This window comes from Microbulbifer elongatus, from assembly GCF_021165935.1.
In the GTDB taxonomy this organism is placed as follows: domain Bacteria; phylum Pseudomonadota; class Gammaproteobacteria; order Pseudomonadales; family Cellvibrionaceae; genus Microbulbifer; species Microbulbifer elongatus.
Map to the genome: position 1 here is coordinate 1,921,797 of NZ_CP088953.1, position 26,590 is coordinate 1,948,386.

Annotated in this window: 29 protein-coding genes; 20 read left to right on the forward strand and 9 right to left on the reverse strand. The window is 51.5% G+C overall.

Going from position 1 to position 26,590, the window contains the following annotated elements; translation table 11 throughout:
* Positions 1 to 64 precede the first annotated feature (64 nt).
* The 6 genes from LRR79_RS07905 to LRR79_RS07930 all read left to right on the forward strand — a co-directional run bounded on the left by LRR79_RS07905 (position 65) and on the right by LRR79_RS07930 (position 6,582).
* Positions 65 to 832 carry a YfgM family protein gene (locus tag LRR79_RS07905; RefSeq protein ID WP_231759812.1) on the forward strand — a complete coding sequence of 256 codons (768 nt, stop codon included), beginning with the start codon at positions 65 to 67 and terminating at the stop codon, positions 830 to 832.
* Positions 829 to 2,013: an outer membrane protein assembly factor BamB gene (gene bamB / locus LRR79_RS07910; protein ID WP_231759813.1), complete on the forward strand. Its 1,185-nt coding sequence runs from the start codon at positions 829 to 831 to the stop codon at positions 2,011 to 2,013. Before LRR79_RS07905 ends, bamB begins: the two co-directional genes overlap by 4 nt.
* A gap of 166 nt (positions 2,014 to 2,179) precedes the next feature.
* Positions 2,180 to 3,574 (forward strand): ribosome biogenesis GTPase Der, encoded by a 1,395-nt coding sequence (gene der / locus LRR79_RS07915; RefSeq protein ID WP_231759814.1) that lies wholly within the window; start codon positions 2,180 to 2,182, stop codon positions 3,572 to 3,574.
* Between the two features lie 228 nt (positions 3,575 to 3,802).
* Entirely contained in the window at positions 3,803 to 5,260 is a 1,458-nt protein-coding gene (locus tag LRR79_RS07920) for an NAD-dependent succinate-semialdehyde dehydrogenase (protein WP_269455110.1), read from the forward strand.
* Positions 5,261 to 5,380: 120 nt separating this feature from the next.
* The gene (gene tsaA / locus LRR79_RS07925) at positions 5,381 to 6,088 is read left to right on the forward strand and encodes a tRNA (N6-threonylcarbamoyladenosine(37)-N6)-methyltransferase TrmO (protein ID WP_231759815.1); all 708 of its coding nucleotides are present in this window, start codon (positions 5,381 to 5,383) and stop codon (positions 6,086 to 6,088) included.
* Between the two features lie 23 nt (positions 6,089 to 6,111).
* On the forward strand, positions 6,112 to 6,582 hold the full coding sequence (locus LRR79_RS07930; protein ID WP_231759816.1) for a protein disulfide oxidoreductase: 471 nt from the start codon (positions 6,112 to 6,114) through the stop codon (positions 6,580 to 6,582).
* A 100-nt stretch (positions 6,583 to 6,682) separates the two neighbouring features.
* On the opposite strand, the gene yacG is transcribed toward LRR79_RS07930, so the two are convergent.
* The 5 genes from yacG to pilB are packed head-to-tail and all read right to left on the reverse strand — an operon-like array spanning position 6,683 to position 11,394.
* Positions 6,683 to 6,955, reverse strand: a complete 273-nt coding sequence (gene yacG, locus LRR79_RS07935) for a DNA gyrase inhibitor YacG (RefSeq protein WP_407665232.1) — start codon at positions 6,953 to 6,955, stop codon at positions 6,683 to 6,685.
* Positions 6,909 to 7,523, reverse strand: coding sequence for a dephospho-CoA kinase (gene coaE, locus LRR79_RS07940; protein ID WP_231759818.1), 615 nt, complete (start codon positions 7,521 to 7,523; stop codon positions 6,909 to 6,911). The genes yacG and coaE overlap by 47 nt, the downstream gene beginning before the upstream one ends.
* Positions 7,524 to 7,527: 4 nt before the next feature.
* The gene (locus tag LRR79_RS07945) at positions 7,528 to 8,412 is read right to left on the reverse strand and encodes a prepilin peptidase (RefSeq protein WP_231759819.1); all 885 of its coding nucleotides are present in this window, start codon (positions 8,410 to 8,412) and stop codon (positions 7,528 to 7,530) included.
* A gap of 17 nt (positions 8,413 to 8,429) precedes the next feature.
* On the reverse strand, positions 8,430 to 9,647 hold the full coding sequence (locus LRR79_RS07950) for a type II secretion system F family protein (protein ID WP_231759820.1): 1,218 nt from the start codon (positions 9,645 to 9,647) through the stop codon (positions 8,430 to 8,432).
* A gap of 34 nt (positions 9,648 to 9,681) precedes the next feature.
* Positions 9,682 to 11,394, reverse strand: a complete 1,713-nt coding sequence (pilB, locus tag LRR79_RS07955) for a type IV-A pilus assembly ATPase PilB (protein ID WP_231759821.1) — start codon at positions 11,392 to 11,394, stop codon at positions 9,682 to 9,684.
* Positions 11,395 to 11,810: 416 nt separating this feature from the next.
* On the opposite strand from pilB, the gene LRR79_RS07960 reads away from it, so the two are divergent.
* From LRR79_RS07960 to LRR79_RS08015, 13 genes are all read left to right on the forward strand, one after another.
* A complete protein-coding gene (locus tag LRR79_RS07960) occupies positions 11,811 to 12,224 on the forward strand; it encodes a pilin (protein WP_231759822.1) in 414 nt (137 codons plus the stop codon).
* A gap of 60 nt (positions 12,225 to 12,284) precedes the next feature.
* Positions 12,285 to 14,261, forward strand: a complete 1,977-nt coding sequence (locus LRR79_RS07965) for a sulfatase-like hydrolase/transferase (protein WP_231759823.1) — start codon at positions 12,285 to 12,287, stop codon at positions 14,259 to 14,261.
* Positions 14,258 to 15,367 carry a hypothetical protein gene (locus LRR79_RS07970; protein WP_231759824.1) on the forward strand — a complete coding sequence of 370 codons (1,110 nt, stop codon included), beginning with the start codon at positions 14,258 to 14,260 and terminating at the stop codon, positions 15,365 to 15,367. Before LRR79_RS07965 ends, LRR79_RS07970 begins: the two co-directional genes overlap by 4 nt.
* A gap of 50 nt (positions 15,368 to 15,417) precedes the next feature.
* The gene (locus LRR79_RS07975; protein WP_231759825.1) at positions 15,418 to 15,777 is read left to right on the forward strand and encodes a hypothetical protein; all 360 of its coding nucleotides are present in this window, start codon (positions 15,418 to 15,420) and stop codon (positions 15,775 to 15,777) included.
* Between the two features lie 54 nt (positions 15,778 to 15,831).
* A complete protein-coding gene (locus LRR79_RS07980; protein WP_231759826.1) occupies positions 15,832 to 17,040 on the forward strand; it encodes a glycosyltransferase family 2 protein in 1,209 nt (402 codons plus the stop codon).
* 44 nt (positions 17,041 to 17,084) lie between these two features.
* The gene (locus LRR79_RS07985) at positions 17,085 to 17,921 is read left to right on the forward strand and encodes a glycosyltransferase family 2 protein (RefSeq protein WP_231759827.1); all 837 of its coding nucleotides are present in this window, start codon (positions 17,085 to 17,087) and stop codon (positions 17,919 to 17,921) included.
* A gap of 131 nt (positions 17,922 to 18,052) precedes the next feature.
* Entirely contained in the window at positions 18,053 to 19,249 is a 1,197-nt protein-coding gene (locus tag LRR79_RS07990; RefSeq protein WP_231759828.1) for a lipopolysaccharide biosynthesis protein, read from the forward strand.
* A gap of 21 nt (positions 19,250 to 19,270) precedes the next feature.
* Positions 19,271 to 20,296 carry a Stealth CR1 domain-containing protein gene (locus tag LRR79_RS07995; RefSeq protein WP_231759829.1) on the forward strand — a complete coding sequence of 342 codons (1,026 nt, stop codon included), beginning with the start codon at positions 19,271 to 19,273 and terminating at the stop codon, positions 20,294 to 20,296.
* A 532-nt stretch (positions 20,297 to 20,828) separates the two neighbouring features.
* On the forward strand, positions 20,829 to 21,053 hold the full coding sequence (gene tnpA, locus LRR79_RS17375) for an IS66 family insertion sequence element accessory protein TnpA (RefSeq protein ID WP_407665243.1): 225 nt from the start codon (positions 20,829 to 20,831) through the stop codon (positions 21,051 to 21,053).
* A gap of 32 nt (positions 21,054 to 21,085) precedes the next feature.
* A complete protein-coding gene (gene tnpB / locus LRR79_RS08000; protein ID WP_269455115.1) occupies positions 21,086 to 21,265 on the forward strand; it encodes an IS66 family insertion sequence element accessory protein TnpB in 180 nt (59 codons plus the stop codon).
* A gap of 92 nt (positions 21,266 to 21,357) precedes the next feature.
* A complete protein-coding gene (locus tag LRR79_RS08005; protein ID WP_231760000.1) occupies positions 21,358 to 22,296 on the forward strand; it encodes a helix-turn-helix domain-containing protein in 939 nt (312 codons plus the stop codon).
* A gap of 115 nt (positions 22,297 to 22,411) precedes the next feature.
* Positions 22,412 to 22,843 (forward strand): nucleotidyltransferase substrate binding protein, encoded by a 432-nt coding sequence (locus LRR79_RS08010; RefSeq protein WP_231759831.1) that lies wholly within the window; start codon positions 22,412 to 22,414, stop codon positions 22,841 to 22,843.
* Positions 22,827 to 23,156 carry a nucleotidyltransferase domain-containing protein gene (locus tag LRR79_RS08015; RefSeq protein ID WP_231759832.1) on the forward strand — a complete coding sequence of 110 codons (330 nt, stop codon included), beginning with the start codon at positions 22,827 to 22,829 and terminating at the stop codon, positions 23,154 to 23,156. Before LRR79_RS08010 ends, LRR79_RS08015 begins: the two co-directional genes overlap by 17 nt.
* Before the next feature lie 146 nt (positions 23,157 to 23,302).
* Here the strand turns inward: LRR79_RS08015 and hepT are convergent, their stop codons facing one another.
* The 3 genes from hepT to LRR79_RS08030 all read right to left on the reverse strand — a co-directional run bounded on the left by hepT (position 23,303) and on the right by LRR79_RS08030 (position 25,748).
* Positions 23,303 to 23,722: a type VII toxin-antitoxin system HepT family RNase toxin gene (gene hepT / locus LRR79_RS08020; protein ID WP_231759833.1), complete on the reverse strand. Its 420-nt coding sequence runs from the start codon at positions 23,720 to 23,722 to the stop codon at positions 23,303 to 23,305.
* A complete protein-coding gene (gene mntA, locus LRR79_RS08025; RefSeq protein WP_231759834.1) occupies positions 23,722 to 24,129 on the reverse strand; it encodes a type VII toxin-antitoxin system MntA family adenylyltransferase antitoxin in 408 nt (135 codons plus the stop codon). Before mntA ends, hepT begins: the two co-directional genes overlap by 1 nt.
* A gap of 143 nt (positions 24,130 to 24,272) precedes the next feature.
* The gene (locus tag LRR79_RS08030) at positions 24,273 to 25,748 is read right to left on the reverse strand and encodes a DUF3360 family protein (RefSeq protein WP_231759835.1); all 1,476 of its coding nucleotides are present in this window, start codon (positions 25,746 to 25,748) and stop codon (positions 24,273 to 24,275) included.
* Positions 25,749 to 25,920: 172 nt separating this feature from the next.
* Between LRR79_RS08030 and LRR79_RS08035 the strand changes: the two genes are divergently transcribed.
* Positions 25,921 to 26,169 (forward strand): YdcH family protein, encoded by a 249-nt coding sequence (locus tag LRR79_RS08035; protein ID WP_231759836.1) that lies wholly within the window; start codon positions 25,921 to 25,923, stop codon positions 26,167 to 26,169.
* A 21-nt stretch (positions 26,170 to 26,190) separates the two neighbouring features.
* Here LRR79_RS08035 and LRR79_RS08040 read toward each other — a convergent pair whose 3' ends face one another.
* Positions 26,191 to 26,577: a DUF2750 domain-containing protein gene (locus LRR79_RS08040; RefSeq protein WP_231759837.1), complete on the reverse strand. Its 387-nt coding sequence runs from the start codon at positions 26,575 to 26,577 to the stop codon at positions 26,191 to 26,193.
* Positions 26,578 to 26,590: the final 13 nt, after the last annotated feature.

Here is a 26,590-nt window from a genome sequence, read left to right on the forward strand (position 1 = left end):
CGCAGCGCACAACGACAAGATTGAACTTTTCAAGACCTGGTATCGGGAATAAGGCAAATAACAAATGGCAGACCATCTGACAGAAGAAGAACAGATTGAATCCATCAAGCGCTGGTGGAAAGAAAACGGTACCGGCATCGTTACCGGTGTTGTCCTGGCACTGGCCGCCTATTTTGGCTGGCAGTGGTGGCAGGGCAAAGAGCGTGGCGAAGCGGAAGCGGCCTCCAATATGTATCAGAGCTTTGTCGAAGCGGTTTCGGCCAACGAAGGCAACCCCGACACCAAGCAGGTAACCACGGCCAAGTCCCTGGCGCGCGAGCTGAAAGACGACTATGGCAATCGCATCTACGCTACCCAGGCCTCTCTCGAGCTGGCTGCGCTGGCGGCCAAAGAGAATGACCTGGAAACCGCTGCCAAAGAACTGCAGTGGGCGCTGGATAATACCGGTGACGAAGCTCTCAAGCTTGTCGCCAAGCGCCGCCTGGCAGCCGTAAAAGCCGCACGTGGGGAAACCAAAGAAGCACTGAAACTGCTGGAGGGCGATGTACCCCCGGCGTTTGCTTCACTCTACGCAGAAACCCGCGGTGACATTCTGGTCCAGCAGGGCGACACAGACGCCGCGCGTACCGCGTATCAGGAAGCGCGCGCACAGATCCTGCCGGAACAGGCCGCCAACTCCCGCTTGCTGGACCTGAAAATTGAGAGCCTGGGCGAAGCCCCGGCCGGTGATTCGCAAGCCAATGAAACCATTGATGAAACCAAGGAAGATGCGCCGGTGTCTGAGTCCGACAACGATTCAGGCAATGCAGAAATGGAGAACAACGCGCAATGATAAGCACGCACACCGGTAACCAGTTCGCCACGGGCAAGACGCTCAACCGATTTCTTGCCGTGGCCCTTGCTGCGGTGATCAGTGCCTGTGCTTCCAATGAAGAAAAGGAAGACACAGACCCGGTGGAACTCACGGAGATTCATGAAAGTGTACAACTGCGTGAAGTGTGGTCCACCAATATCGGTGATATTGATGCCCTGCGCTACGCCATGCTGAAGCCGGGCATTATTGACGGCAAAGTGATTGCCGCCAACAGCGACGGTGACGTGTATGCGTTGGACCGTGCTACCGGCAAGCGCCTGTGGCGAACCGACATCGATCAGTCTATCGGTGGCGGCGTGGGCGTCGGGCTGGGCATTGCGGTGGTCGCGGATTTTCGCGGCCGGGTTGTGGCGCTCGATCTGAACTCCGGTGAGCAACGCTGGAGTACCCAGCTCAGTGGTGAGGTTGTCGCGACCCCGGCCGTTGGTGCCGGCATGGTGGTGGTACAGACCGTAGACGGCAAGCTTCTGGGACTGGATGCCAGCACCGGAGAGCAGCGCTGGCGCCACAATACCACCTTGCCTGTACTGACCCTGCGCGGTACCTCCAGCCCGGTCATCACCGGCGGTGTGGTCTTTGCGGGCCTGGATAACGGCAAGCTGATCGCACTGAGCGCGAGCGACGGCCTGACCCGCTGGGAACAGCGCGTCGCTATCCCTCAGGGGTCGGCGGAGCTGGAACGGGTGGTGGATATCGACGGCGCGCCGCTGGTGCGCGGTGAACTGGTCTTTGCCGCCAGTTATCAGGGCCGCGTGGTTGCGCTGTCCCGCGAAGACGGCCGTGGCCTGTGGGCGCGCGACGCCTCAACCAACCACGGTGTAGCCGTGGGCGCGGGGCAGGTGTTCCTGAGCGGCGCCGACGGTAGTGTGCACGCCTACAATGTGGGTAACGGGCAGATTCAGTGGACCAACAGCGAGCTGTTGCGCCGCGAGCTGAGTGGCCCAGCGTATTTTGGCGATGTGGTTGTGGTGGGTGATCTGGAAGGGTACCTGCACGCACTGGATCCGAGCTCTGGCCGCTTCGTCGGTCGCACCCGTATCGACCGGGACCCGATCCGGATTCCGCTGCTGGCTGACGGCGATCTGCTGTTCGCCCTGTCCGATGACGGTGAACTGGTCGCGCTGCGCCTGGAGCGCTGATTTCGAATCTCGTCTTACCGACGATTTTGTCAGGCCGCTCCCGGGTCGAGCCCGGGATGCCGACGACAAAGCCACACCGGTTTTAAACAATCGCCCGCATTCCGCGGGCGTTCGTATTTCTGGTCGGGCCCAAAACAACCCGCCAGTTTTTGAGTATATTTGAATTATGTTGCCTGTAATCGCCCTGGTCGGGCGCCCCAACGTGGGTAAATCCACCCTGTTTAACCGCCTTACCAAGAGCCGTGACGCCCTTGTGGCGAACTACGCCGGTCTTACCCGTGACCGCAAGTACGGCGAGGCTGAGTTTGACGGCCGCAAGATGATCCTGGTGGATACCGGTGGTATCAGTGGGGGCGAAGAGGGTATTGACGCCGCCATGGCTGAGCAGTCCATGCAGGCCATCGAAGAAGCCGACTTTGTTCTGTTCCTGGTGGACTGTCGCGCAGGTCTCACCCCTGCCGATGAAATGATCGCCGAACGTCTGCGTACCCGCTCCAAACCCACCATACTGGTGGCCAACAAAGTCGACGGGGTAAACCCGGATATCGCGCTGGCGCCATTTTATGAACTGGGGATCGGCGAGCTTTTCCCCACCACCGCCACCCACGGACGCGGTGTGCGTTCCCTGATGGAGCGCCTGGTCGACGATCTGCCGGAAAATGTGGAAGAGGAGCAACCGGACGAAGCCACCGGTATCAAGATCGGTATTGTCGGTCGCCCCAATGTGGGCAAATCCACACTGGTAAACCGCCTGCTGGGCGAAGACCGCGTCGTGGTATTTGACCAGCCCGGCACCACCCGTGACAGTGTGTATATCAATTACACCCGCGATGAGAAGCCCTACACCATCATCGACACGGCGGGTATCCGTCGGCGTAAAAACGTCAAGGAATCCGTGGAGAAATTCTCCATCGTCAAAACCCTGCAGGCGGTGGAAGACGCCAATGTGGTGGTGCTGGTGATCGACGCCAGCGAAGGTCTGGTGGACCAGGATCTGCATTTGATGGGCACGGTGATCCAGTCCGGCCGCGCGCTGGTTGTGGCCCTGAACAAGTGGGATGGCCTGGACCCGGATCACCGGGACTATGTGAAAACCGAGCTGGAACGCCGCCTGCGCTTTGTGGATTTCGCCGATATTCATTTTATTTCCGCGCTGCACGGCACCGGTGTCGGCAATCTGTACCAGTCCATCGAGGCCGCGTACCAGTCGGCTACCGACAAGCTGTCTACCAACCATCTGACGCGTATTCTGCAGTGGGCGGTAAGTGAGCACCAACCGCCACTGGTCAATGGTCACCGTATCAAGCTGCGCTACGCTCACGCCGGGGGCCAGAACCCGCCAGTGATCGTGATTCACGGCAACCAGACCGCGCAGGTGCCCAATCACTATGTACGCTACCTGGAGAAAACCTACCGCAAGGCCCTGGATCTGCACGGTACCCCGGTGAAAATCGAGTTCCGGACCGGCGATAATCCCTACGCCGGCAAGAAAAACAAACTCAGCGATCGTCAGAAAGCGAAGAAACGCCGTCTGATGAAGTTTGTGAAGAAGAAAAAATAACAGCACGGTTGAAGCGGCACGGGGGCGCCGCAATACCCGTAAGGTAAGGGCAAAGAATTCTGCGCAAGACTAAACTTGCCGGGAATTCCATGGTGGATGCGCCTTCGGCTTATCCACCCTACACAAACTCGTATTACCGAACCCGTAGGGTGGATAAGCGAAGCGCATCCACCAATCTACTCGTAGGAGCCTGCTTGCAGGCGAACCCAAAGGCACAAGGACCCCCACGTGATAAACCTTAAAAAACCCGATCTCCTACGCAAACAATCCTATATTAACGGCCAGTGGACAGACGCCGATTCGGGCAACACCCTCGACGTCACCAACCCCGCCAACGGTGAGACCCTCGCCACGATCGCCAGCCTTGGCGCAGAGGAAACCCGTCGCGCCATTGAAGCCGCAAACGCAGCCTGGCCAGACTGGCGAAATCGCACCGTTAAAGAGCGCGCCAGAATACTGCGCGACTGGTACAACCTGATTATTGAACACGTCGATGATCTCGCGGCCATTCTGACGGCGGAGCAGGGCAAACCGCTCAGTGAGGCCAAGACCGAAATCACCTACGGCGCCAAATATCTGGAGTGGTTCGCTGAAGAGGCGAAGCGTGCATACGGGGACGTGATTGCACCGCCCTCGGACGACAAACGTATCGTCGTGATCAAACAATCCGTTGGTGTGACCGCATCGATCACGCCGTGGAATTTCCCCAGCGCCATGATCGCGCGCAAGGTCGCCCCGGCACTGGCCGCCGGCTGTACCTTTATTGCCAAGCCCGCCTCGGATACCCCGCTCTCCGCGCTGGCGCTCGCGGTGCTCGCGGAACAGGCGGGCATCCCCAAAGGCGTGTTTAACGTCGTGGTGGGCAAGAGTTCCCGAGAAATTGGCGCGGAGATGACCTCCAACCCCCTGGTGCGAAAATTTACCTTTACCGGTTCCACCGCCGTGGGGAAAAAGCTCGAAGCCCAGTGTGCCGAAACCATGAAGAAGACCTCCATGGAGTTGGGCGGTAACGCACCGTTTATCGTTTTCGATGATGCGGATATCGACGAAGCCGTCAAAGGCGCGATCATCTGCAAGTACCGCAACGCCGGGCAAACCTGTGTCTGTGCCAATCGGATCCTTGTGCAGGAGGGGGTGTACGATGCATTTGCCAAAAAATTCTCCGCCGCTGTCAGCCAACTGAAAGTGGGCAATGGCACTGAGGAAGGCACTGAAGTCGGCCCCATGATCAACTCGGGTGCCGTAGACGATGTGAAAGCCCTGGTGGAAGATGCGCTGAGTAAAGGGGCCAAAACCCTGAACGACGGCGGCCCCAGCGATATGGGCGAGTGCTTCTATATCCCAACCGTATTGGGCGATGCGGATGACACCATGCGCCTGTTCAAGGAAGAGATTTTTGGCCCGGTGGCACCGCTGTTTAAATTCAAAACCGAAGAAGAAGCCATTCGCCTGGCCAACGATACCGAGTTCGGTCTTGCCTCTTATTTCTATTCGCGAGATATCGGTCGTATCTGGCGCGTTGCCGAAGGTCTGGAATACGGTATGGTGGGTATCAACGAAGGCATCATCTCCAACGAAATGGCCCCCTTCGGCGGTATCAAGGAACCCGGCAGCGGTCGTGAAGGCTCCAAGTACGGCCTGAGTGATTATCTGGAAATCAAATACCTGTGCATGGGGGGGATTTAGCGCTCCCTATACCAGCGTGTCATACCGGCGAATGCCGGTATCCAGTGCGTTGGCACCGAGGCCGCTTCGTACCACCCACACTGGATCCCGGATCAAGTATGGGATGACGTAAAAAATAGAATGAACATTGCTCCCATCGCCACTACCCACTCCTGTTTCACCGAAAAGTTCGGCATTCCCCGCCAGCCCCTGCTGGCGGATGCCAGTCGTGCATGTATCGAACTCCTGCCGCCGTACAGTGACCCGGAAGCGGTCGCAGGCCTGGAGCAGCACAGCCATTTGTGGCTCACCTGGCAATTCCACCAGGTGGCCGGGCAGTGGTCCGCGAAAGTGCGCCCACCGCGCCTTGGGGGCAACAAAAAAATCGGTGTATTTGCGACCCGCTCGCCATTCCGTCCGAACAATATCGGGCTATCTGTGGTGCGCCTGATCCAGGTGCGACTGCACCCGAGGGTGGAACTTATAGTGGCCGGCGCCGACTTGCTCGATGGCACGCCCATTCTGGATATCAAACCCTATATCCCCTACGCCGATAGCCTCCCGTCGGCAACCAGTGAACTCGCCGAGAGACCGCCATCACCGCTTACGGTGGATATTCCGGAGCACATACTGCGGCAGGCCCGTGAGTATCGCGACGGGATGGGAACCGATCTGCCACAACTTATTCAGCAAGTGCTTGGCCAGGACCCCAAACCCGCCTATCAGAAACCGGACCCGGAACGTATCTATGGCATGAAACTCTGTGGGTTCGACCTGCAGTGGTGCTATCGGGACGGAGCAATTCAGGTGGTAGGGCTCAATGCATTAGACGAGGGCGAAGACCGGTGAGCGCGAAACGGGTACTCGGGTCGTTGGCAAAATTTATTGTACTTGCCGCACTGGTGGTCAGCGCCATCTCCTGGTACCACAGCCACCATATGCCCAAAGGTCAGGCCCCGGAGCTGTTAGCGCCAGACATCAGCGGCCGCATTATCAGCCTGCAGAAAATGACTGGAAAGGGCCCGGTGCTTATCTATTTCTGGGCTACCTGGTGCGGCTACTGCCGTGTCGTCTCTCCTGCAGTTTCCGAGTTATCCACAGAACACCAGGTCATCACCGTCGCGCTCCAGTCCGGCACTCCGGAAGAAGTGGCCAGTTACCAGCAAAAACATAACCTCAAGTTCCGCACCATCAACGACCCCGCGGGTGCACTGAGCGCTAGCTGGGGGCTACAAGTAACCCCCACCATCGCAATCGTCGATACCGAAGGCAATGTCAGTACTGTCACCTCAGGAATGACCTCAAGACTTGGATTAAAAACAAGGCTCTGGTTAGCCAACTGAGCCCCAACACTCGTCATGCCGGACTAGATCCGGCACCCAGCACCTCAGGCCCTCCCGACACCACTGGATCCCGGGTCAAGCCCGGAACGATGAGGTGGCATCAATGGCGCGTCTTGCCAGGATCCAAATCCTCACTCATCACATCATCAAACACAGGCTGCCCCGGAATCTTGTGTCCCTCACTGGCCCACTCCCCCAAATCGATTAACTTACAGCGCTCACAGCAAAACGGCCGATAGGGGTTGGCTGGGCTCCACTCCATGGGCTTCTTACAGGTGGGGCAGGCTACGGTGGGTTTATCAGACATAAAACAGCTATTGCGACGACTATTGAGGGTGAACCGCCAGTTGGAGGTACTGCTGGTGCAGGGCATCCACCTGGGCGTATAGGGATTCAAGCAAGCCGCTATTATCCAGAATATCGTCCGCCCTTGCACACCGCTCCGCCCGTGGCATCTGCGCGGCCATAATCTTGCGGATCTGATCCACCGAATTGGCATCCCGGGCACTGGCGCGGGTCAGTTGCACGTCTTCCGGTATATCCACCACGCAAATGCGCTGCACCAGTTCTGACTGGCTGGTTTCCAGTAGAAGCGGGGATTCAAGAATTGCGTAAGGCGCAGGGTGGGTTTCTGCGCTTGCCGTCAGAGAGGCGATAATTTCTTCTCGGATCAGCGGGTGAGTCAACTGTTCCAACCAGCGCCGCTCTGCAGGGTTATCAAACACCAACTTGCGCAGGGCCGCTCGATCCAGCCCGCCTTGGGGTAATATGACGCTTTTACCAAAATGCTCCGTAATTGCAGCCAGGGCGGGTTGCCCCGGCTCGACTACGATCCGTGCTGCCTGATCCGCATCGACCACCTTGACACCGTGATGTCGGAAGCGAGCCGCAGCAGCAGATTTGCCGCTACCGATACCGCCGGTCAACCCAACAGTAAACATGCGTTCAGCTGCTCAACCCGGAAACACGAAAATACCACCCCATAATCTGCTCACCCCACAACATGGCAATCCACGCCGCGCCGGCAAGGTAGGGGCCGAAGGCGATGGGGAGGTTTTTGTCGCGCCCGGAGATCAGTGTCCAGGTAATACCGGCAAGTGCGCCAACAGCGGCAGAAAGCAGAATCACCAATGGCAATACCTGCCAGCCAAACCAGGCCCCAATGGCCGCCAGAATCTTGAAATCCCCCGCGCCCATGCCTTCCTTGCCGGTCACCAACTTAAAAATATGAAACACGCTCCACAGGGCCAGGTAACCGGCAATAGCCCCGATCACCGCATCCTGCAGTGGGGCAAATACGCCCCACAGGTTAATCAACAGCCCCGCCCACAATAGGGGAAGGGTGACGCTGTCTGGCAGCAGTTGTTTGTCAAAATCAATCCCGGTCAGCGCCACCAATGCCCAGGTAAAAAATACCCCGGCCAAGGCCTGCCAGGTAAAGCCCAGTTGCCATACCACCACCGCGGTAAGAATACCGGTGGCCAGCTCCACCAGTGGGTAGCGTTTTGAAATGGCTGTACCACAATTGCCGCATTTTCCGCGCAGCAGCAGGTAGCTGATGATGGGGATGTTCTGCCAGGGCTTGATTTCTTGCTTGCAGCCGGGGCAGTGGGAGTGGGGGAGGATCAGATTGTAGGGCTGCGCCAGTGCTTTCTGTTCTTCTGGGGAAGGCGTTTTCTCAAAGTAAGCGTAAAAGTCCCGCTGGTATTCCCGCTCCATCATGATGGGGAGGCGGTGGATGACTACGTTTAGGAAGCTGCCGATTAGCAGGCCTAAAATAAAAGCGCTGCTTATTAGCAGCGCTGGGTGGGAGTTGATGGTTTCTAACATTTTAATTTCTATTATGTTTACACCACGTTGCCCAATTGGAAAATCGGGAGGTACATGGCAATCATCAGGCCGCCGACGAGAATTCCAAGGATTGCCATGATCATTGGCTCTAGCAGCGTGGTAAGGTTATCTACCATGTTGTCCACTGCCTCTTCATAGAAGTCGGCAGCTTTAGAAAGCATCTCATCCAGTGCACCGGACTCTTCACCAATTGCGGCCATCTGAACTAGCATAGTTGGATAAAGCCCCGATGCTCTCATCGCACCATTCAGTGGGACACCAGTAGCGACTGAGTCTCTTATTCTCAATGTATCCTTTTCATAAACCACATTGCCGGTAGCTCCAGCAACCGACTTTAATGCATCAATTAATGGTACGCCCGCGGCAAACGTGGTTGACAACGTTCGAGCAAAGCGAGCGGCGATTGAGTTGTAAGTGATTTGCCCAAGGATTGGGAGGCGTAACATTAGCTTGTCGAAAAAATTTGCGACTTTCTTATTGCGCTTTTTAGCCTCCAAGGTTCCGCCGACTCCAATTACAATTGCAATAAAGGCTAAAAGCCAGTTGTTTTGCATCCATTCGGAAATGCTCAATACAAACAGTGTAAATGCCGGCAGATCAGCACCAAAGCTGGAAAAGGTATCGGCAAATTGAGGCACCACTTTAACGAGTAGAATTGCAGTCACCACGACAGCTACTACCAAAACAGCAATCGGGTAAGTCATCGCCTTTTTGATTTTGGCTTTTAAAGACTCGGTTTTTTCTTTATATGTGGCGATACGCCCGAGCATGGTTTCTAGCGCACCCGACTGTTCACCAGAGGCAACAAGGTTACAGAACAAGTCATCGAAATAAAGAGGATGCTTGCGTAGAGCATCGGCGAACGCCGTGCCCGAAGCGACATCATCACGTATTTTGTAGATGAGATCTTTTAGACCTTCATTATCCAGACCGTCGGCGACGATTTCAAAACTTTGCACCAAGGGTACACCGGCTTTCATCATGGTTGCCATTTGCCGTGTGAACACGGCGATATCACCGGGCTTGACTTTTTTATTGCCGCCAAATAATGGCTTTGGCTTTTTTTGTACCTTATTGGCAATAATTCCCTGACGGCGAAGCTGGGCTTTAATCAGGGCGGGGTTGGCACTGTTTACTTCCCCTTCAACCTTGTTGCCCTTGGCATCCACACCCTTATAAATATAGGTCACTGCTGTAGCGGCGGCTTTGGCCATTGTAGTAATCCCGGTTTCTTATCGTTTGGCTGGTTTAATCGTTGGTAACCCGGTTGGCTTCTTCCAGGCTGGTGACTCCCATCACCACTTTGCGCAGAGCCGAGGTTCTGAGGTTGTTGAAGCCTTCTTTTTGCGCTTGGTCAGCAATCTGAATGGAATTGCCACCTTCCATTATAATGCGCGAAATTCCGTCGGTGATGCGAACTACTTCATACACACCTACGCGCCCTTTGTAGCCTTTGGAGCAGTGTTCGCAGCCTACGGGCTGGTATATCTGCCACTCGGTTTTAGGGATGGTAACGGCTTCGAACCCTTCTTCTTGTAAAACTTCTTCCGGGAGCTCGGTCGGTTTTTTGCATTCGCCGCATAGTCGCCGTGCTAAACGCTGGGCGATAATGACACTCACTGATGTAGCAATATTGAAGGTTGGGACCCCCATATTCATTAATCGCGTTAGCGTTTCCGGGGCGGAATTAGTGTGTAAGGTAGAAAGCACCAAGTGACCGGTCTGAGCAGCCTTGATCGCTATTTCTGCGGTTTCAAGATCTCGGATCTCGCCCACCATTACGATATCCGGGTCTTGGCGAAGGAAAGAGCGCAAGGCCTCGGCAAAGTTTAATCCTACCTTGTTGGAGACGTTAACCTGGTTGATCCCCTCCAGGTTGATCTCAACAGGGTCTTCTGCCGTGGAGATGTTGCGCTCTGGTGTATTTAGGATGTTTAGGCCGGTATACAGCGATACGGTTTTACCCGAACCGGTTGGGCCGGTAACCAATATCATCCCTTGGGGTTGTCCTAGTGCGTCTAAGTAAATTTTCTTCTGCTCTTCCTCGTAGCCCAGCGCGTCAATACCCAGCTTGGCCGAGGAAGGGTCGAGAATCCGCAGTACGATCTTTTCTCCCCACAGGGTAGGAAGGCTGTTGACCCGGAAGTCGATGGCCTTGGTTTTGGACAGCTTCATCTTGATACGGCCATCCTGGGGTACACGGCGTTCAGAAATATCCATCTTGGACATTACTTTGAGGCGCGCTGAAATTCTTGTGGCGAGTTGAATCGGTGGACGGGCCACTTCGTGCAGCACACCGTCGGTACGCAGTCGTACTCGGTAAGCCTTTTCATAGGGCTCAAAATGAATGTCTGATGCACCCGTACGGATCGCATCCAGCAGTACCTTGTTAACGAATCGAACAACCGGAGCTTCATCACCCCCGACATCTCCCTCGTCGTCACGTGTCTGATCGCTCGCATCTACATCTAGACTGTCCAAGTCATCGTCATCAAGCCCTTCCAGTCCTCCACTGATGTCGCCGCTATTTGAGAGGAAACTCTCGATAGCTTTGGAGAGCTTATCTGCTTCTACAAGGACAGCCTCGGTATTGAGTCCGGTATTAAAGTTGATCTCATCAAGGCCCGCGAGATTAGTAGGATCTGCCACCGCGATAAAGAGCCTGCTTCCCCGCTTATACAGTGGCAGTGCAAAGTGCTTGGTGATTAATTTTTCATCAACCACATCTTTGGGTAAAAGGTCAAAATTGTAGCAGGAGAGGTCAAATAGCGGAGAGCCAAACGCTTGGCTGGCAATATTAGCAAGCTCTCGACTCTTGATCAGCTTGGCCTCCACAGCGTGCTGAGCAAAGCTGTGCCCTTCCCGCTTGGCTGCTTTTACAGCTGACTGGGCTGTAGGTTCGTCCAAGGCTTTGTCGATAACTAATCGCTTCGCAAGTCCACTGAGGGAGGTACTGCTCATTAGAATTTATTCGCAATGGTTGTTTTATGATCTATGCTGGCGGTTTATTGCACGGGTGCGCCAATCTCACAATATAACGAAATAACATGCGACCGCCAATTGCTGAAAAGACAATTGGATCACAGCCTTAATGGAGAAACTTAAAGATGTGTATTAAGCAACATGTTAGTAGTTCATTGGAGTTAACTGGTGCGCGGGCGAAGGGCTGACAATATGTGTCACCAAGAGATGAGTTTTGGTTGAAATTTGACCTTTGTGCTTTAATTTCGTTCTTTTGGGCTGGTAAAGTCTGCCTCAAAGTTACTACCTGGGGGGCAGTTCACGCTTGCGCCTTTTGCCACAAACCCGGTATTGTAATAGCCGACTTCCTCACGGGATTTCTTTCAAAAACAACAGTCTGTATGGAGACGGTTACAATGAAAAAGCAACAGGGCTTTACTCTTATTGAATTGATGATCGTGGTTGCGATCATTGGTATTCTGGCCGCGGTAGCACTGCCGGCGTACCAGGACTACACCAAGCGCTCGCACGTGACGGAGGGGCTAGCTCTCGCTTCTGGTGCTAAAGCTGCGGTGCAGGAATATTTTTCCTCAGAGGGAGTGTGGCCAGCAAATAACAGTGCCGCAGGTCTGGCTTCCAAGACTCTTATCGCTGGTACTTCCGTAAAATCTGTGGAAGTGTTGAATAGTCAGATCACTGTTACTTTCAATGCGAAAGTTACTGATGACGCAACTCTGATTCTGACCGGAAGTGATACAGGCGGCTCAATTTCTTGGGTATGTAACGACGGTTCGTTGGATCCGAAATACCTGCCTTCGCGCTGCCGGTAAGATCTCGCACCATGGAAAGGGGCTTTTAAAGCCCCTTTTTTTATTTTTGAAAGAAAGATAATGATCAAGTTGTTTTCCCGTCCAACGCTAGTCAGCATATTTTTGGTTTATGTATACCAACTATTGGTAGTGCTCAGTAAAGCCGGTCCAAGTGGCGACCTAGCCTCCAATTTACTCACCACCCTGTCTGTACCAGCTTTATGGTTTGATCTCACGTGGTTTGTGTTGGCAAATATCGTCTTGCTTGTAGTGTGGAATTTACTGCTGTGCTTTTCCTTTTTGGGGCTAGGCCGAATATTTCCCGGTTTGCGGAAGCCGGTCCTTGTCATTATCTGCTTTGCAGTTTCACTTTGTTTTATTTTCTCCTTAAATGCATATATGTTTCCTCTTTCCACCTTCACGTGGGAAGTGGCAACAAAGCTATACCCTTATGTGGCTTTAGTTACAGGCGCTGTTTGGGTGTTTTTAGTGGTTGGTGGCGTTGTAGTAAGCTGGAGCCATGCTTATAAGGTGAAATGGGCTTCCGTGTTGCTATTGGGGTTCCCCCTCTATGTTTCCATTTCTAATGCGCTTACTAGTCAGGAGTCGTTGGGCGCAGAAACGCTCTCTCAGCCAAACATCTTTGTTATCGGTGTGGATGCTTTACGCCCAGACTATGTGGGTGCTTACGGTCGCTCGCCCTCGGTTACGCCAAATATTGATCGGTTATTGGCCATGGCGGAAAGATTTCCGAACGCATACTCTCCGATGGGACGTACACATGTTGCTTGGTATTCGATGTTGCGTGGCGAGTACCCCGAGAGCCATGGGCTACGCTTCAATCTCGGTGACAAAGACTTGATCGAGCGAAAAATTCCTCTGTTACAGGAGTTAAATAGTGCCGGTTATCACACAATTTGGGCGATAGATGAGCGACGTTTCAATAACTTTTCAGAAGAATACGGGTTTTTGGAATCAGTTGGGCCGAAATTGGGTGCGGCCGACTTTATTTTGGGGTTCCTATATGATAACCCGCTGAGCAACTGGTTAATTAATTCCGAAATGGGGAGTTGGTTGTTCCCGTTTGTTCACTCAAATCGGGCAATGTTCAAGGTTTATAACCCCTACACGTTCGTTAATAAAGTTTCCGATAGGGTTGCTGCCGTATCTTCCAAACCCGTGTTTCTTGCAGTGCATCTAACCATGCCCCACTACCCGTTTCTTAACCATATGATGTCTGACCCTGTTGGCTATAGGTTTAGCGGAAAAACGGATCCTGCCGAATATCTATATATGTCCATGCTGCAGTTGGTCGATAAACAAGTGGGAAGTTTGATTCAGCAACTAAAGGCTATGGGTAAACTGAATAACAGTATCGTTTACTTGGTGTCAGACCATGGCGAAGGGCTGTCGATAGATGCCGAGCAGCTTGAAGGTCGCAATCCGTATGCCTCATTAGATTTAACAGTGGCCGGCCATGGGACAAATTTGCTTAACACGGTACAGAACAAGGTAGTTTTATCGAGAGTGGACTTTAGGAATCCAGCCTCTTTAGTGGATGAGAGTTTGCGAAGCTTAATCGATGTAGGGCCTACTATAGCGATTGATGCAGGGGTTTCGCCGATTGGTGGGAAAGAAGCTAAGCCATTGACTGCCGCAGTTGCCCCTGATCGAACATTGGTAATGGAAAGTAGTTTTTATGTCGATGCTCTCAATCAATCGGCAATAAATGAATTCATGGTGGCGTTGGAGAGCATGGAATTTTACACAGTGGATGTTCAAGCCCGTGTTCATTTAAAGGATAAGGTTCTCCCTCTTTTGATGAAGTCCAAGCAGTATGCCGCTATATCTGAGGGGTACTTACTGCCTTTATTGCCATATATGTCGGATGACGCAATTATATTGGATGTGTCTAAGAATAATTGGTGGCCTATGTCTGCTCATGGAGGAGACCTTGATGGAGTCGATTACGATAAGCTTTTAATGGTCGCTTGTGACTATCGCTCTAGAAGTGAAGTGGAGCCTTTAGAGGTCTGTGATAAGGCTGGTGAATTATGATTTTAATGAAGAATAAGCGCTGGGTAAGTGGAGTAAATCTCACGTTGTCCCAAAGGATGGCCATTCTACTGCTATCTGTGTCAGTCGGTTCTTTTTACTTCGCCCTCCAAGTGCTTTTCGCTCCCCACCTTCCATTAGTTATGGATGAGTTTCAAGGTGCTAGTGCAATTTATCAGTCTGTGAGCTCTATCCCCTATCTCAACTTTGTTCCATACAAGCCAGTATTGGGTTATTGGTTTCAGTCTATTTTTGCTGGAAGTTATGAGTCCGCTTCTCAATATATTGTCGATCTGAAGTTTGGGGTTCGGTTGGTCAATGCATGTTGTCTCGGAATACTTTGTTGGCTTCTATTAAGGATGGAAGACGTATTCGCCAGTTGGTCAGTAGTATATTCACTAGTTGTGGTTACTTTGGTGTCCACTTTTATTGAGCGGAGTGCGGAGCTGAGAGTAGACATGCTAACTGTTTGGGTCGGCATGTTTTCAAGCATACTTTTTGTTAAGCAGCGATATCTTTTTGCGGGAACGCTAATTGGATTAGGTTTTCTCGTTTCACAGAAAATATACTTCTTTGGTGTTGCGTGGGCAGGGGCATTATCACTCTATTGGGTTCTAAAAGATCGAACCTATTCGCTGCTGAAGTATGGCAGCTTTTCCGTAATCGGATGTGCGATAGTGATATTGCTTTATATTCTTGTATTCGGTGTGATTTCTGGGTCATTCGAGCGGGTAGTGGATGCACTATTTTTCACGCACGCAGATATCGCATTTGGGGATCTGTATGGTGATTTGTCAAGGTTTTGGTATCAATCAATCGAAAGGAACTTGCTGTTCTATTGCTTTGTATTTTTTTCCCTTGGCAGCGCAATACTTAACCTTAATCGTTTAAGTGATGAGCATTGGAAGTTAGTAGTTTTCTCGCTTATATACGTTTTGCTCTGTCTGTCACATAAACAACCATGGCCCTATTTCGTTCCTTTCCTGCTGATGTCGGCACTCTTTATGTTTCCAGTCGCTTCAGAGATATGGAAGGGTTCTCCCGGCTTCGTTTTTTTCTCGGTGTCGTCGCTCTCTATCAGGGTTGTGTTGCCTACGATCGTTATGTGAAGGTCCAGTCAAATCCCAGTGTAGCCTCTTACCAGTTGCACCAGTTAGACGTGATGGAAGATATACTTGGCCAGCAGGAATATTACTTGGCTGGGTTGAATTTGCTACCACGCAAAGAGCAACCGAAGTCGATGCGTTGGCTTGATGCAATTGGGTTGGAAAGTCTGAAAGGTGTCAATCCGTCCACCATCATTAGTGAATTGCAGCATGCATCACCTGTTGTTGTGCTTGATAACTACAGAATTAGATCACTCCCTGAAAAAGTTGTTGAGTGGATAGACGAGAGGTATGTACATTATTGTGGAAGTGTGTACGTAGCTAATACTCGTAGGGATATCCTCGATGTTCACAATGCTGGAAGTACAAGTTGTGAAAAAAAACACTTTTTTAAAAATGTTTATAGCTACTAGTTTCTGAAGTTTTGATTATCAGCCTTGCAGCTAATTTAGAGGTTATGTGAACATATGAGCTTAGCGCTTGCGCCAACTGAGAAAGTTGTAAATCGAGAAGATGGATTTCTTGTTATTGATGTTTCAATTGTTATTCCATGTCTCAATGAGGTGGAAACTATTGGTTCAGTGGTTGAAAATGCCCGGTCTGCTTTACGCTTGATCCAGAAGAAATACGAATTAAGTGGTGAGGTTATTGTTGCTGATAATGGTAGTACTGACGGGAGTGTTGAACTGGCTCAAAAATCTGGAGCCCGAATTGAATACGTAGCTAAGAAAGGTTATGGGGCTGCAATACGAGGTGGCATTGCTGGCTCTACAGGGCGTTTTATCATCATGGGCGATGCGGACGGTGCCCATAACTTCCATGATGCAGTCCCTATGATTGGTAAGCTGCTTAGTGGAATTGAGCTATGTATGGGGTCGCGCTTTAAAGGTCATATTTCTCCTGGAAGTATGCCGTTTTGGAATCGCTATGTCGGAAACCCTTTGTTGACAGGTGTGTTGAATGCACTTTTTAGAAGTGGCATGTCTGATGCTCATTGTGGACTTCGCGCTTTTACTCGGGAAGCTTTTGGTAAGTTAAAGCTTAGCTCCTCGGGAATGGAGTTCGCGAGTGAAATGCTGATAAAAGGATCTCTATTGAAGATGCGCTTTGCGGAATTGGCCGTGACGCAACATGTCGAAGGTCGAACACGCGAGCCACATCTTCGTCCTATTCGAGATGGTTGGCGACATTTAAAATATATGCTTTCGCTGGCACCAACCGAAGTTTTCTTTCTTCCGTCTTTATTTTTTTTCATTCTCGGTGTCGCGATTTATACAATTCTTATCTCTGGCGCTAGTGACTCGATGCAGACTACTCTTGGTTTGAGTTTTGGGGATCATTGGGTGGTGCCAGCGTCAATGTTTTTATCGCTCTCACATACATTATTTTTGACTGGAGCGGCTTCTTACTTCTACTCTTTGGCGAGCGGGTATAGGGAAGACTCTCGAGGGGCCAACCTGTTGAAATACTTATGTAGGTTGGAGTTTATGCTAATACAAAGCATCTTTTTATTGGTCTCGGCATTAGTTGCCCTCGTTTGTATACTTCATGGGTGGAGTGATCAGGATTATCAAAATCTAAATGCGATCAGGGAGCTTTCGTTAGTTGGTGCGCTATCATTAGTTGCATTTCAACACTTTTTTTGCGCGTTCCTGCTTAATTTATTCGATAACTAAAGTAATGTGCCAATAATATTGGTTCATGCTTCCAGGGTATCAATATGAATTCCCCAACGGTTTCTGTGATAATGCCATGCTTTAATTCAGTGGAATACCTCCCTCAGGCAATTGAAAGCATTTTATGTCAAACCTTCCGTGATTTTGAACTGATAATTGTTGACGATGCATCTACAGACGGTAGTTCAGAATTTGCGCTAGCCGCGAGCCGGGTAGACCCTCGTGTTCGTTACTATCGTAACAGAGTCAATAAAGGCGTTATTTACTCTCGAAATTTCGCTCTTTTGAAAGCTCGAGGTCGCTTCATTGCATTACAGGATTCCGATGATGTGAGCTTTCCAAAACGGTTAGAGCTGCAAGTCAAAACATTTAATAGATTTCCCGATGTTGTAATTTGCGGGGGCAATACGCAAATAATCGATGGTGAGGATAACGTCCTCGGCTTTCGGAGTTATCCTAGAAGCGCAGAAAAAATTGAAAAGTCGCTTCTGTTGGCGAACCCATTCGCGGCTTCTGCTGTGATGGTTCGAAGGGAGGTTTTAGTTGCAGTCGGTGGGTTTGGTAGTTCTGGAGAGAGTACTGTTGAAGATTACTGGGCTTGGATCCGTGTGCTCCAGAATGGAAATGGTAAAAACCTAAATTCACATTTAATCAAATATAGAGAGCATTCGTCGGTAGTTCGCGACTCAGTTCGAAGAAAGCTATGGAATACGATACGTTGTAAATTACCCTGGATTTTCACTAGGAAATATTTTTCATTTCTGGGTCTACTAATTGTTTTTGTGGAACTTTCTTTTATGTTCGTTCCTCAGTCACTTGTGTATCGAGTCTTCTCGTTAGTTAAATACAAAAAACCATTGCGTGGCCTGATGGGATGCTAATTTTTAGGGGGCGCTTAAGTGTTGTTAAATTTGGTCGACGAGAGCGCTTCTTTCTGGAGGTTGGTAGATCCTATTCTTTCCAAGCTTTATCTGCTATATCTACTCTTGCTCTCACTATATTGATTGCAAAAATGCTGCCCATTGAGCTAGCTGCATTTTCCTTCAAAGTTTTGGCGGTGGCAGCTTTGCTAAGCAGCTGCCTTCGATTTGGTGCTGATAATTACCTTGCTAAAAGAGTTGCAGAGGTATCATTCTCCGACTCTGGTGTGATAGCTGCTTCGATGTATTTTTCCTATTTCTTGTTTTCGCTGTTATCATACTTATTGTTTTTGGGCTTGATTTTTATTGCTTGGCAGGGTTCTCACTTCTTTAGTTGGCCCTTGGAGTTTCCGGTATTTTTCTTGTACGGTGTGGCATTAGCTTTTCCATTTTCAATCCACTGGTTAGCCTCACTTGTTTTTCACGGCTTTGGGTGGTACTCATCTAGAAGCTTATTTCAATTTACGCTATTCAATGTATTGGTTTTGGTGGGGCTCCTGTATCTTCATTTTCGATATCTTACACTAACGGAACATATCATCGGGGGTAGTATTGTTTTCTCTTCGTGGCTAGTGGCGGTGCTATCGCTTGGGTTGCTTCATAAATCAAGGTTGCGGCTGCTATCATTGCAGTCCTTGCAAGCCAGCTTTAAGTCTTTCAAGCAATCTTGGTTGGATCTTTTGCGGCAATCTTTTCCTCTGTTGGGCGGCGTTGCATGTCTTGCGGCAATTAACGCCTTAGGGGTGTTTTCACTTTCAATTTGGTCGGATTCTGAGGATGTTGCAATTTTTTCAATTGTGCAGAGGGTGGCAGCAATAGTTTTAATCGTTCAAATGCCAATTGTTGCTGTTTTTGTTCGGAATGCGGCTGTTCTCAGGGCGAAAAAAGTTCCACCCAAAGTCTTAACGATTCTTCTTCTTAAGTGCATGGGAGGAGCTGGTGTGATGATGTTCTGTGTCGCGTTGTTCATGCTTTTCTTTGGTCGATATTCAATTGCGGTGTTGGTGCCTGATTACGTTGGCTTGGGCTTCGGCGTGGGCTTGCAGTTATTATTGGTGGGTATGGTTCTATACGGGTTGAGCGGATTTTTTGTCGCACTTTTGACTGTTCTGGAAAAGCTGCGAATTGTACTGGTTATTAATGTTAGTGCACTTTTTGTTCTGGCGGTTAGCTTGGCCTTGTTGGTGCCAAAGTTTGGTGTATTAGGTGCTGTAGTCTCGTATATAGTTTCTTTCTCGGTGTTATTTGCTTTCGGGGCTTCTGCTACAAAAGCTTCTTTTAATTATTAATCGTGGTACTGTTAAGTATAAATGATTGACTTTGTTATCACTTGGGTGGATGGTGAAGATCCGAGTTGGGTGCGAGACTTGGAATATTTTAAGAGAGTAGAAGGCTCAGGGGATTCTTCATCAGCTAGGTATCGGGATATAGGAGTATTGAAGTATTTGCTTCGGAGTATTGAAAAGAATGCCAGCTGGGTGAATAAAGTATATTTGGTGACAGAGGGACATATCCCGCACTGGTTAGATCCTGCTTGCCGTAATTTAGTTTGTGTTCGGCATAGTGATATTTTTACTGAATTGGCGGCGCTTCCGGTTTTTAATTCAAATGCCATTGAGATGAATTTGAGCAAAATTGTGGGGCTAAGCGAAAAATTTGTGCTTTTCAATGACGATTGCTTGTTGGTCAATCCGGTCAAGGAGTCAGACTTTTTTAACGGCGCGTTTCCGTGTGATTTTTTTATTGACAACCCCTTTAAGGCTCTCGCGATCAAACTCCTAGGATTGGCGGAGGCAGATAGTACTTGGTTTTCTTGCATTAGGCGAAATCATGCTCGCTTGAATTCAGTGTACGAGAAACGTTTATCAGAATTATTTCTAACAGGTAAGTACTTGGATCGGTCCTATGGTTTTTGGGGGAATTTTTGTAATTTCCTGTCGCTCTTTTTTGGGCGCTTCTTGTTTATTGAGCATTTTCACCATCCCCAGCCCTATTTGAAGTCTACGTGGGAGTTGGCGCTACGAAAGTTTTCTGAAGATGTAACGAGAACAACTTTTCAAAAGTTCAGAGGTGGAGAAGACGTTACACATTATTTGTTCAGATATGTTCAGTTGGCGTCCGGCCAGTTTTATCCGAAAGTTCCACCGAAATGTAATACGTTCAACTTGGCCAGTTTGCGCGATGCTGAGTTTTGCGTGGCGCATATCCAAAAATACACCCACGTATGCATAAATGATACACCTGATTTACCCGAAAGCAGCTTTTTTGCTGCTCGGAGTTTGATTGTTGATTGTCTTGATTCTTTGTTTCCTGAAAAATCCCGCTTCGAAAAGTGACGCAAGCGATCAGCAATCCGGTGTTTGTCAAAGAAGATGTCGCGCTCACCGGTTAAGCAGCCTGTAATTTCGTCCCGTCAGCAGGCTGCTCTTCTGCTGCAGGATTCAGCCAGACACCTCCCATAGGATTCCAGTTCCTGGTCTGGCACGGCCACCGTCTCGGATTCTTTCGTTTCGCCTCTTCTCGTACACGGCTTCACGGTGCATTAATATTTCAATCTTTCGTAAGCGCTCAATAAAACCCTTCTAAAATCCCAGTAAGCGATCAGTCTTCCCCACCCTGGAGAGAAGTTCGAGCTTCCTGTGACTCAGCAGCTCTGACATTCCACGGCAGCAGTGCCTCGAATGAAACTCTTAAGCTTTTGCCCGGTTATATTGATGTAAGCGCTCAATAAACCCCATCTAAAATTCAGAATTTCTTCCCGGTACGCTCCTGATTTTTAACGATCAGGAGATCCACATGACCAACCAAAGAAAATCCGAATTCTGGTAGAAGCATATCGCGGACTGGCAAACCAGCGGGCTATCGCAGATAGCCTACTGTGAGCAGCACAATCTCAAGCTCAGCACCTTCACCTACTGGCGCAGCAAGCAGAGTAAATCTCGGCCAAAGCTGATGCCGGTAACGATGCCAACAGTCACCGAGCTGGCTGAGCTCTCACTGCCGGGCGGCATCCACCTTCAGCTTCCGGTCTCCGCCCTGGAGCAAACATTACAAGTACTGTGGCGCATGCTGCGAGAACAGAGCACATGCTAAGGCCAGCGCAGTCCGCTCTAGTCTACCTGTACATGGAGCCCGTGGATATGCGCAAGTCCATTGATGGGGTCGCGGCGCTGGTGGAACAGGAGATGGACCTATCACCTGCGCTAGAAGCTATCTTCGTGTTCTGCAACCGCGGCCGCGACAAGATCAAGCTTCTGTACTGGGAGCGCAATGGCTTCGTGGTCTTGTACAAGCGGCTCGTCTAGGGGTCAAATCTTGACATAACAGTATTCAGGTCTACCTTTATGACATGAGCAGACCTTTACGACTGGAATACCCCGGAGCTTGGTATCACGTGATGAATCGCGGCCTGGCCCGGCAAGAAACCTTTCTCAGTGCGGATTGCTATTCCGCGTTTCTCGACACGCTGTCTGAGTCCCACCAGCGGTTTCAGGTTCATGTACACGCCTATTGTTTGATGGGCAATCACTACCATCTTCTTCTGCATACCCCGCAGGGCAATCTCAGCCGGGCGATGCGCCATATCAATGGTGTTTACACGCAGCGCTTTAACCGGCTGCATGGGCGGGATGGCCCTTTGTTTCGGGGGCGCTATAAGGCAATTCTGGTGGAGGCGGATCAATATCATCTGTCGCTAACCCGATATATTCACCGCAATCCCATTGAGACACGCCGTCCGCTGGCGGATCAGTTGGAGGAATACCCCTGGTCCAGTTATCCCGCGTACCTAAACCTTTGCAAATCCCCGGGCTGGTTGTATCGGGATTTTACCTACGCGGCGTTGGGCCGCCGGGACAAGTACCGGGGCTACCGGCAGTTCGTGGAGCAGGGTGTGGATGAGGAGGTGGCGGCATTTTACGAGCGTCAGCGGCAGTCGCCATTTCTTGGCGGTGAGGTGTTCCAGGAGGAAATGCGCTCACGGCTTGGTGAGATACCGCCCGAGGTGAGCGGCGTGGCCGGTGACGGCGACACTTCGGTTGGGTATGTGACGATTGTGGAGGTTGTTGCAATGGTCTTTGAGCGGCAGGCTGATGACCTTTATAAGCGCTCGGCGCCTGGGCGCTCTGGCGCGAATCCGGCGCGTGCGGTGGCTATGTGGCTTTGTCAGGATCTGGCGGGGATGACGCTGCCAGAGATTGGCGAGGTGTTTGGTGGTGTGCATTACAGTGCGGTGAGTCAGGCGGTGCGGCGGATAAAGGAGAAGGTGAGGGGAAGCGCCGAATTGAGTCGCCTGTTTGAAGCAGCAAGGGTTAAGGTTTCGGGACGCGGGTTGTGAGATTGACTTTGACCTGTGAGTCATGATGCCGTGTGTCGGCTTGAACCCGTTGTGACTAAGTGAGCAAGCACTATAATCGGCCGGAAGGTGATTTTTATGACTCTTGGAAGGGAAAATGACTCTAAACGTGGATCATCTGTGCCGGACGGTGGATACACTGGCTGTTGCGCTCGAAGAGTTGGGTAAGGTATCGCCGGGCAGTGTTCAATACGATCTGTTTCGTAATGCCGCCATCAAGAGTTTTGCGCTGTCGCTGGAAACATCAGGAAAGTTGTTGCGTAAGGCGTTGAAGGCATTTTCTGGGAGCCCGCGACAAGTTGATAGGCTGGTTTTCAATGATGTACTGAGAAACGCTGGGACTCATGGTTTGCTGAGTATAGGTGAGGTCGAGCGTTGGCTCGAGTATCGCGCCGACCGGAACACCACGGCGCAGGACTATGGCGAGCAATTCGCTAATGAAACGTTAGTGCTCTTACCCCGTTATGTTGAGGATGCCAGGGCGCTAGCCAAGGTATTGTCGGAGATGACTGATGGCACCCAAGCTTGATTTGTTACCGCGATACGCGGAAGGCGTGTTGCGTATTCTCGATGAACAGGTTCCGGAGGCTGAAGTCTGGGCATTCGGTAGCCGGGTGGTGGGCGGGGCTCATGAAGGCAGTGACCTGGATCTGGTGCTTCGCAACCCTGGTGATCTTACTGCGCCCTTATCTGGTCTAGGGGCACTCATAGAGGCCCTGAGCCAAAGTACTATTCCGATTCTGGTTGAAGTGCATGATTGGGCTCGGTTACCGGATTCATTTCACGAAGAAATCGAGAAAAAAAGCCTACTTTTTCGGGTGCCCGTAAAGCCCGCGGCTTGAATAATTCACTGGCGTCAGGCCTTGCCATCACATTGGTATAGTGTAGTGGCACACTGAATTTGTGCCATGAGGGATATGATGGGCTTCAAAGTTTGTCAATCATTGAGGTGTAGCCCTACGGTCGGCGCTTGTCGTGCGTCTATGGGTTAGTCGGTGCTGCCGCAAAGCAGCTCGCAACAATGCTCCACAAAAAGACCAACCTTTTTGTATTTCTGTTCTTCCAGCACGGCTCTGATTAGCTCCCAGTCCAGGTTGAGGTAGTCGTGCACGATGGCATTGCGCATGCCTACAGCACCCTTCATTTCTTGTGCGCTCACGTTCGTCAGGGGGTGGTGTTCCAGTAGCTGGGCGATGGCGCTCGCGGCTTCACTTCGAGCGGGGTAATTCAGTTTCTTGTTGGCATGTTTGGTTGCGCCGATAGCGGCTTCTATCAGTATTTGCAGGCTGCGCTCTGCGGCTGTGCGCTCTAACAGACCAGTTTCCGGTGTGCTTCGGATGGTATCCAGTAGTCGCTCGTGGACTTTTGTTTGCTCAATGAGTGCTGTGCAATATGCCTGGTAATTCATTACTTGGTGACCTTTTGTAGTGATTCCAGGTGCCACCGCTGGTCTGCCCATAGCCCTTCTATTCGGCTGATTTCTTTGCAGTAGCGGAGTTCGTCGAGGATTAATAGCGGTGTGCCGTCCTCGATCACATTTATGGCTAGCGGTATGGGAGCGAGGTTGATATCGATTACTTGAACAGGCACATGGAATTGCTGTGTTAAGTCTATAGCGATGGTTTCAGGTAATAGCCGCCTTTCAGCATAGGATTGCTGAAAGTTGTTCACCGCGATAGCGATATCGTAGTCGCTATCTTCGGTTTGTTCGCCTCTGGCTCGCGAGCCATAAAGCCAGGCTGCAGCGAGGTTGTCCACCGATTGCAGGTGATTTTTGATGGCGTTGATTGTTTGGACGTCATTTGCTGAGGTCATAGACGTACGGCATTGGTTGGGATTGCTGTACCCGGCACTGTACCGCGAACCCCGGAGTACTTCTACTGCGCGTTGAGGATGGCGTCGAATAGAAGAGGAGTAAGGCAACTTTCTCCCAGCCTTTGATACTCGGTCACTTATGCCTACTCCACTCTAAAAGTCTCCACCATCGCCGGCACCCCCGGAAACATCCCAATCGCCAACATCACAACACACAGCAGAGCAAAAACAATCCCGGGAATTATCCAGCGGCCAGTGTGCCCAAGCTCCTTCCCACGTTCCTTACACCCAATCAGCCCCAGATTGTCCAGCAGTACCGTCAATGACCAGCCAAACACTGGGTTGACGATGGCGGAGGAGAAAATGACCACGGCGGCGGATTCGGTAGTCTTGCCCTTACGGGTCATCTGCATGCCGGCCTCCAGCAGTGGCAGGAAGACGCCGACGATGAGGGCAATGCTCAATACTGGCGGCCATACGGCGAGATCCATGGGGTACCCAAGGATGGCTGTGGCGATACACAGGATACCGGTGAGCACGGCGCCGCCGGGGATTGGCCGTTTGGCGATTGCCGCCGGCACGATATAGGTGCCCCAGGATGAGGTGATATTGGCGCCCCCCAGTACACTGCCGACCATCTGCCGGGATGCGGCGCCGATCATGGTGTCGTCGATATTCATGATTACCCGGTCGGTGTTTTTCGGGTAGTTGAGTCGCTGGAACACCTGGTGGCCGAGGAAGTCCGGGGACCACATGGCGACGGCGAGAATGGCGAAGGGGGTGACCGCCAGAAACGCCTTCAAGTCCGGTAAACCCAGTTGCCAGCCGGTGGATTCTCCCCACCAGTACGCCGGGTTCATGTTCGGCAGGCCGGGTTCGGTAGTGAATTCGAAGGGCGCCCCCAGTGCAAAAGCTATCAGGCCGGCCAGCAGACAACCCAGCGGAATGGCGAGCCAGCGTTTGCGGAAGTGCTCGAGCAACGCGTACATGACAATGGTGGCCAGCAATACGATGAAGGCGATGTGCCCTTTGTCGAAGCTTTCCGCCCAGCTGAACAGGCGACCCACCTGGCTGGTGACGCCAATAAACCCGAGATAGAGTAGCAGCCCGCCCGTTACTCCATTGCTGGTCAGTCGCGTCAGCAGGCTTCCGCCCTTGGTGATACCCAGTATAAAGCCCAGTATCCCGATCATGATTCCCAGCGCCATAGGGTGCCCACCGGAGGCGACCACCAGTGGGATCATGGGAATGAGCGGGCCGTGGGTGCCGGGCAGGTTGGCGGTGGGGTTCAGAAATCCGGAAAGGAAGAAGGCGAACAGTACCGCGGCGATCAGCATCTCGAAGCGGATATTCTCCGTCATAAATTCCGCGGACAGTCCCAGTGGGGTGGCGAAGGCTGCGACGATAGCCGCCACCATGACGACCTTGCCGATCGTGGCGGCCATGGCGGGAATCCAGTCTTCCCACTCAAAGCGGTAATCGCGAAACGGATAATTGGGGGCCCAGCGGCGCGGGGCCATGACTTGCAGTTCGTGTTCCAGGTAGGCTTCGCGGGTGGCAAACGCGGCTCTCGGCTTGCGCTGTGCTCGGTAGCTGTTCTCGTGGTGAGGCTCTGTCATTAAGGTGTCCTTGGCCAGCTCCGCAGGCGTTTCGCTAACTATAGACTCGGGGCAGTGCGGGGTCGGGAAGGAGGGGCGGGAGAATTACCCGCAGGTTGTGGATAATGTGGAGCAGCCTGTGTCGACACTAGAATTAAGGGGTGATCCTCCACGCCAATAGGAGCCTCAGCTAATGACCATGCGCACCCTGGAAACCGAATTCCCCGATCTTGCCGACAGTATCCGCCACCTGGTTCAGGACAGTATTCAATACAAAAGCGCCCACGATGATTACCACAAGCTCGACAAGACCATTCGCGGTCTGGAGGAGCGAGGCGTGGCCACGGACGATCATCACTTCCGGGCCCTGAAGACCAAGCGCGCGCGCCTGAAAGATCAGCTATATCAACAGGCCCAGCAGGCGAAAGAGCAACCGCACTGAGTCGATTAAACCGATAGCCGATTAAAACTGAGAGAGTGTATCCCGCAGATCTTGCTCGAGATCTGTGGGCTCGGTGATCCACACGCTGTTGTCTGCACCGGGGAAAACACCCACTTCAATGCTGTCTTTGTTCAGTCCCGGCAGCCAGCGGTTGAGAAACTGCGGTAGTGGGATGCTCTTGGGCTTCAGGTCACTATCGTTGGTGGCGTAAGCCTCGGCAAATTCCTGAGTGGGCCAGACGGGTAAATACTCATAGCCCCCATCTTCGTCGCTGTGCAGTTTCAGGAAGTGCTGTTCACTGTTGATCAGTATCCAGATTTCCCGTTCTTCACCCACCGCATCGAGAAAATATTCGTAGCGTTCCTCGCAGGTTTGTTCCAGCATGTGGTCTATGTTTTGATCGCTCATGGTAAATACCGCC

Bases quoted from the DNA above. Each gene is read 5' to 3' on its own strand.
- LRR79_RS07905 (WP_231759812.1), top strand. From the start codon at position 65: ATGGCAGACCATCTGACAGAAGAAGAACAGATTGAATCCATCAAGCGC.
- bamB (WP_231759813.1), top strand. From the start codon at position 829: ATGATAAGCACGCACACCGGTAACCAGTTCGCCACGGGCAAGACGCTC.
- der (WP_231759814.1), top strand. From the start codon at position 2,180: ATGTTGCCTGTAATCGCCCTGGTCGGGCGCCCCAACGTGGGTAAATCC.
- tsaA (WP_231759815.1), top strand. From the start codon at position 5,381: ATGAACATTGCTCCCATCGCCACTACCCACTCCTGTTTCACCGAAAAG.
- yacG (WP_407665232.1), bottom strand. From the start codon at position 6,955: ATGCCCTGCACCAGCAGTACCTCCAACTGGCGGTTCACCCTCAATAGT.
- coaE (WP_231759818.1), bottom strand. From the start codon at position 7,523: ATGTTTACTGTTGGGTTGACCGGCGGTATCGGTAGCGGCAAATCTGCT.
- LRR79_RS07945 (WP_231759819.1), bottom strand. From the start codon at position 8,412: ATGTTAGAAACCATCAACTCCCACCCAGCGCTGCTAATAAGCAGCGCT.
- LRR79_RS07950 (WP_231759820.1), bottom strand. From the start codon at position 9,647: ATGGCCAAAGCCGCCGCTACAGCAGTGACCTATATTTATAAGGGTGTG.
- pilB (WP_231759821.1), bottom strand. From the start codon at position 11,394: ATGAGCAGTACCTCCCTCAGTGGACTTGCGAAGCGATTAGTTATCGAC.
- LRR79_RS07960 (WP_231759822.1), top strand. From the start codon at position 11,811: ATGAAAAAGCAACAGGGCTTTACTCTTATTGAATTGATGATCGTGGTT.
- LRR79_RS07965 (WP_231759823.1), top strand. From the start codon at position 12,285: ATGATCAAGTTGTTTTCCCGTCCAACGCTAGTCAGCATATTTTTGGTT.
- LRR79_RS07970 (WP_231759824.1), top strand. From the start codon at position 14,258: ATGATTTTAATGAAGAATAAGCGCTGGGTAAGTGGAGTAAATCTCACG.
- LRR79_RS07980 (WP_231759826.1), top strand. From the start codon at position 15,832: ATGAGCTTAGCGCTTGCGCCAACTGAGAAAGTTGTAAATCGAGAAGAT.
- LRR79_RS07985 (WP_231759827.1), top strand. From the start codon at position 17,085: ATGAATTCCCCAACGGTTTCTGTGATAATGCCATGCTTTAATTCAGTG.
- LRR79_RS07990 (WP_231759828.1), top strand. From the start codon at position 18,053: ATGCTGCCCATTGAGCTAGCTGCATTTTCCTTCAAAGTTTTGGCGGTG.
- LRR79_RS07995 (WP_231759829.1), top strand. From the start codon at position 19,271: ATGATTGACTTTGTTATCACTTGGGTGGATGGTGAAGATCCGAGTTGG.
- tnpB (WP_269455115.1), top strand. From the start codon at position 21,086: ATGGAGCCCGTGGATATGCGCAAGTCCATTGATGGGGTCGCGGCGCTG.
- LRR79_RS08005 (WP_231760000.1), top strand. From the start codon at position 21,358: ATGAATCGCGGCCTGGCCCGGCAAGAAACCTTTCTCAGTGCGGATTGC.
- LRR79_RS08010 (WP_231759831.1), top strand. From the start codon at position 22,412: ATGACTCTAAACGTGGATCATCTGTGCCGGACGGTGGATACACTGGCT.
- LRR79_RS08015 (WP_231759832.1), top strand. From the start codon at position 22,827: ATGGCACCCAAGCTTGATTTGTTACCGCGATACGCGGAAGGCGTGTTG.
- hepT (WP_231759833.1), bottom strand. From the start codon at position 23,722: ATGAATTACCAGGCATATTGCACAGCACTCATTGAGCAAACAAAAGTC.
- mntA (WP_231759834.1), bottom strand. From the start codon at position 24,129: ATGACCTCAGCAAATGACGTCCAAACAATCAACGCCATCAAAAATCAC.
- LRR79_RS08030 (WP_231759835.1), bottom strand. From the start codon at position 25,748: ATGACAGAGCCTCACCACGAGAACAGCTACCGAGCACAGCGCAAGCCG.
- LRR79_RS08035 (WP_231759836.1), top strand. From the start codon at position 25,921: ATGACCATGCGCACCCTGGAAACCGAATTCCCCGATCTTGCCGACAGT.
- LRR79_RS08040 (WP_231759837.1), bottom strand. From the start codon at position 26,577: ATGAGCGATCAAAACATAGACCACATGCTGGAACAAACCTGCGAGGAA.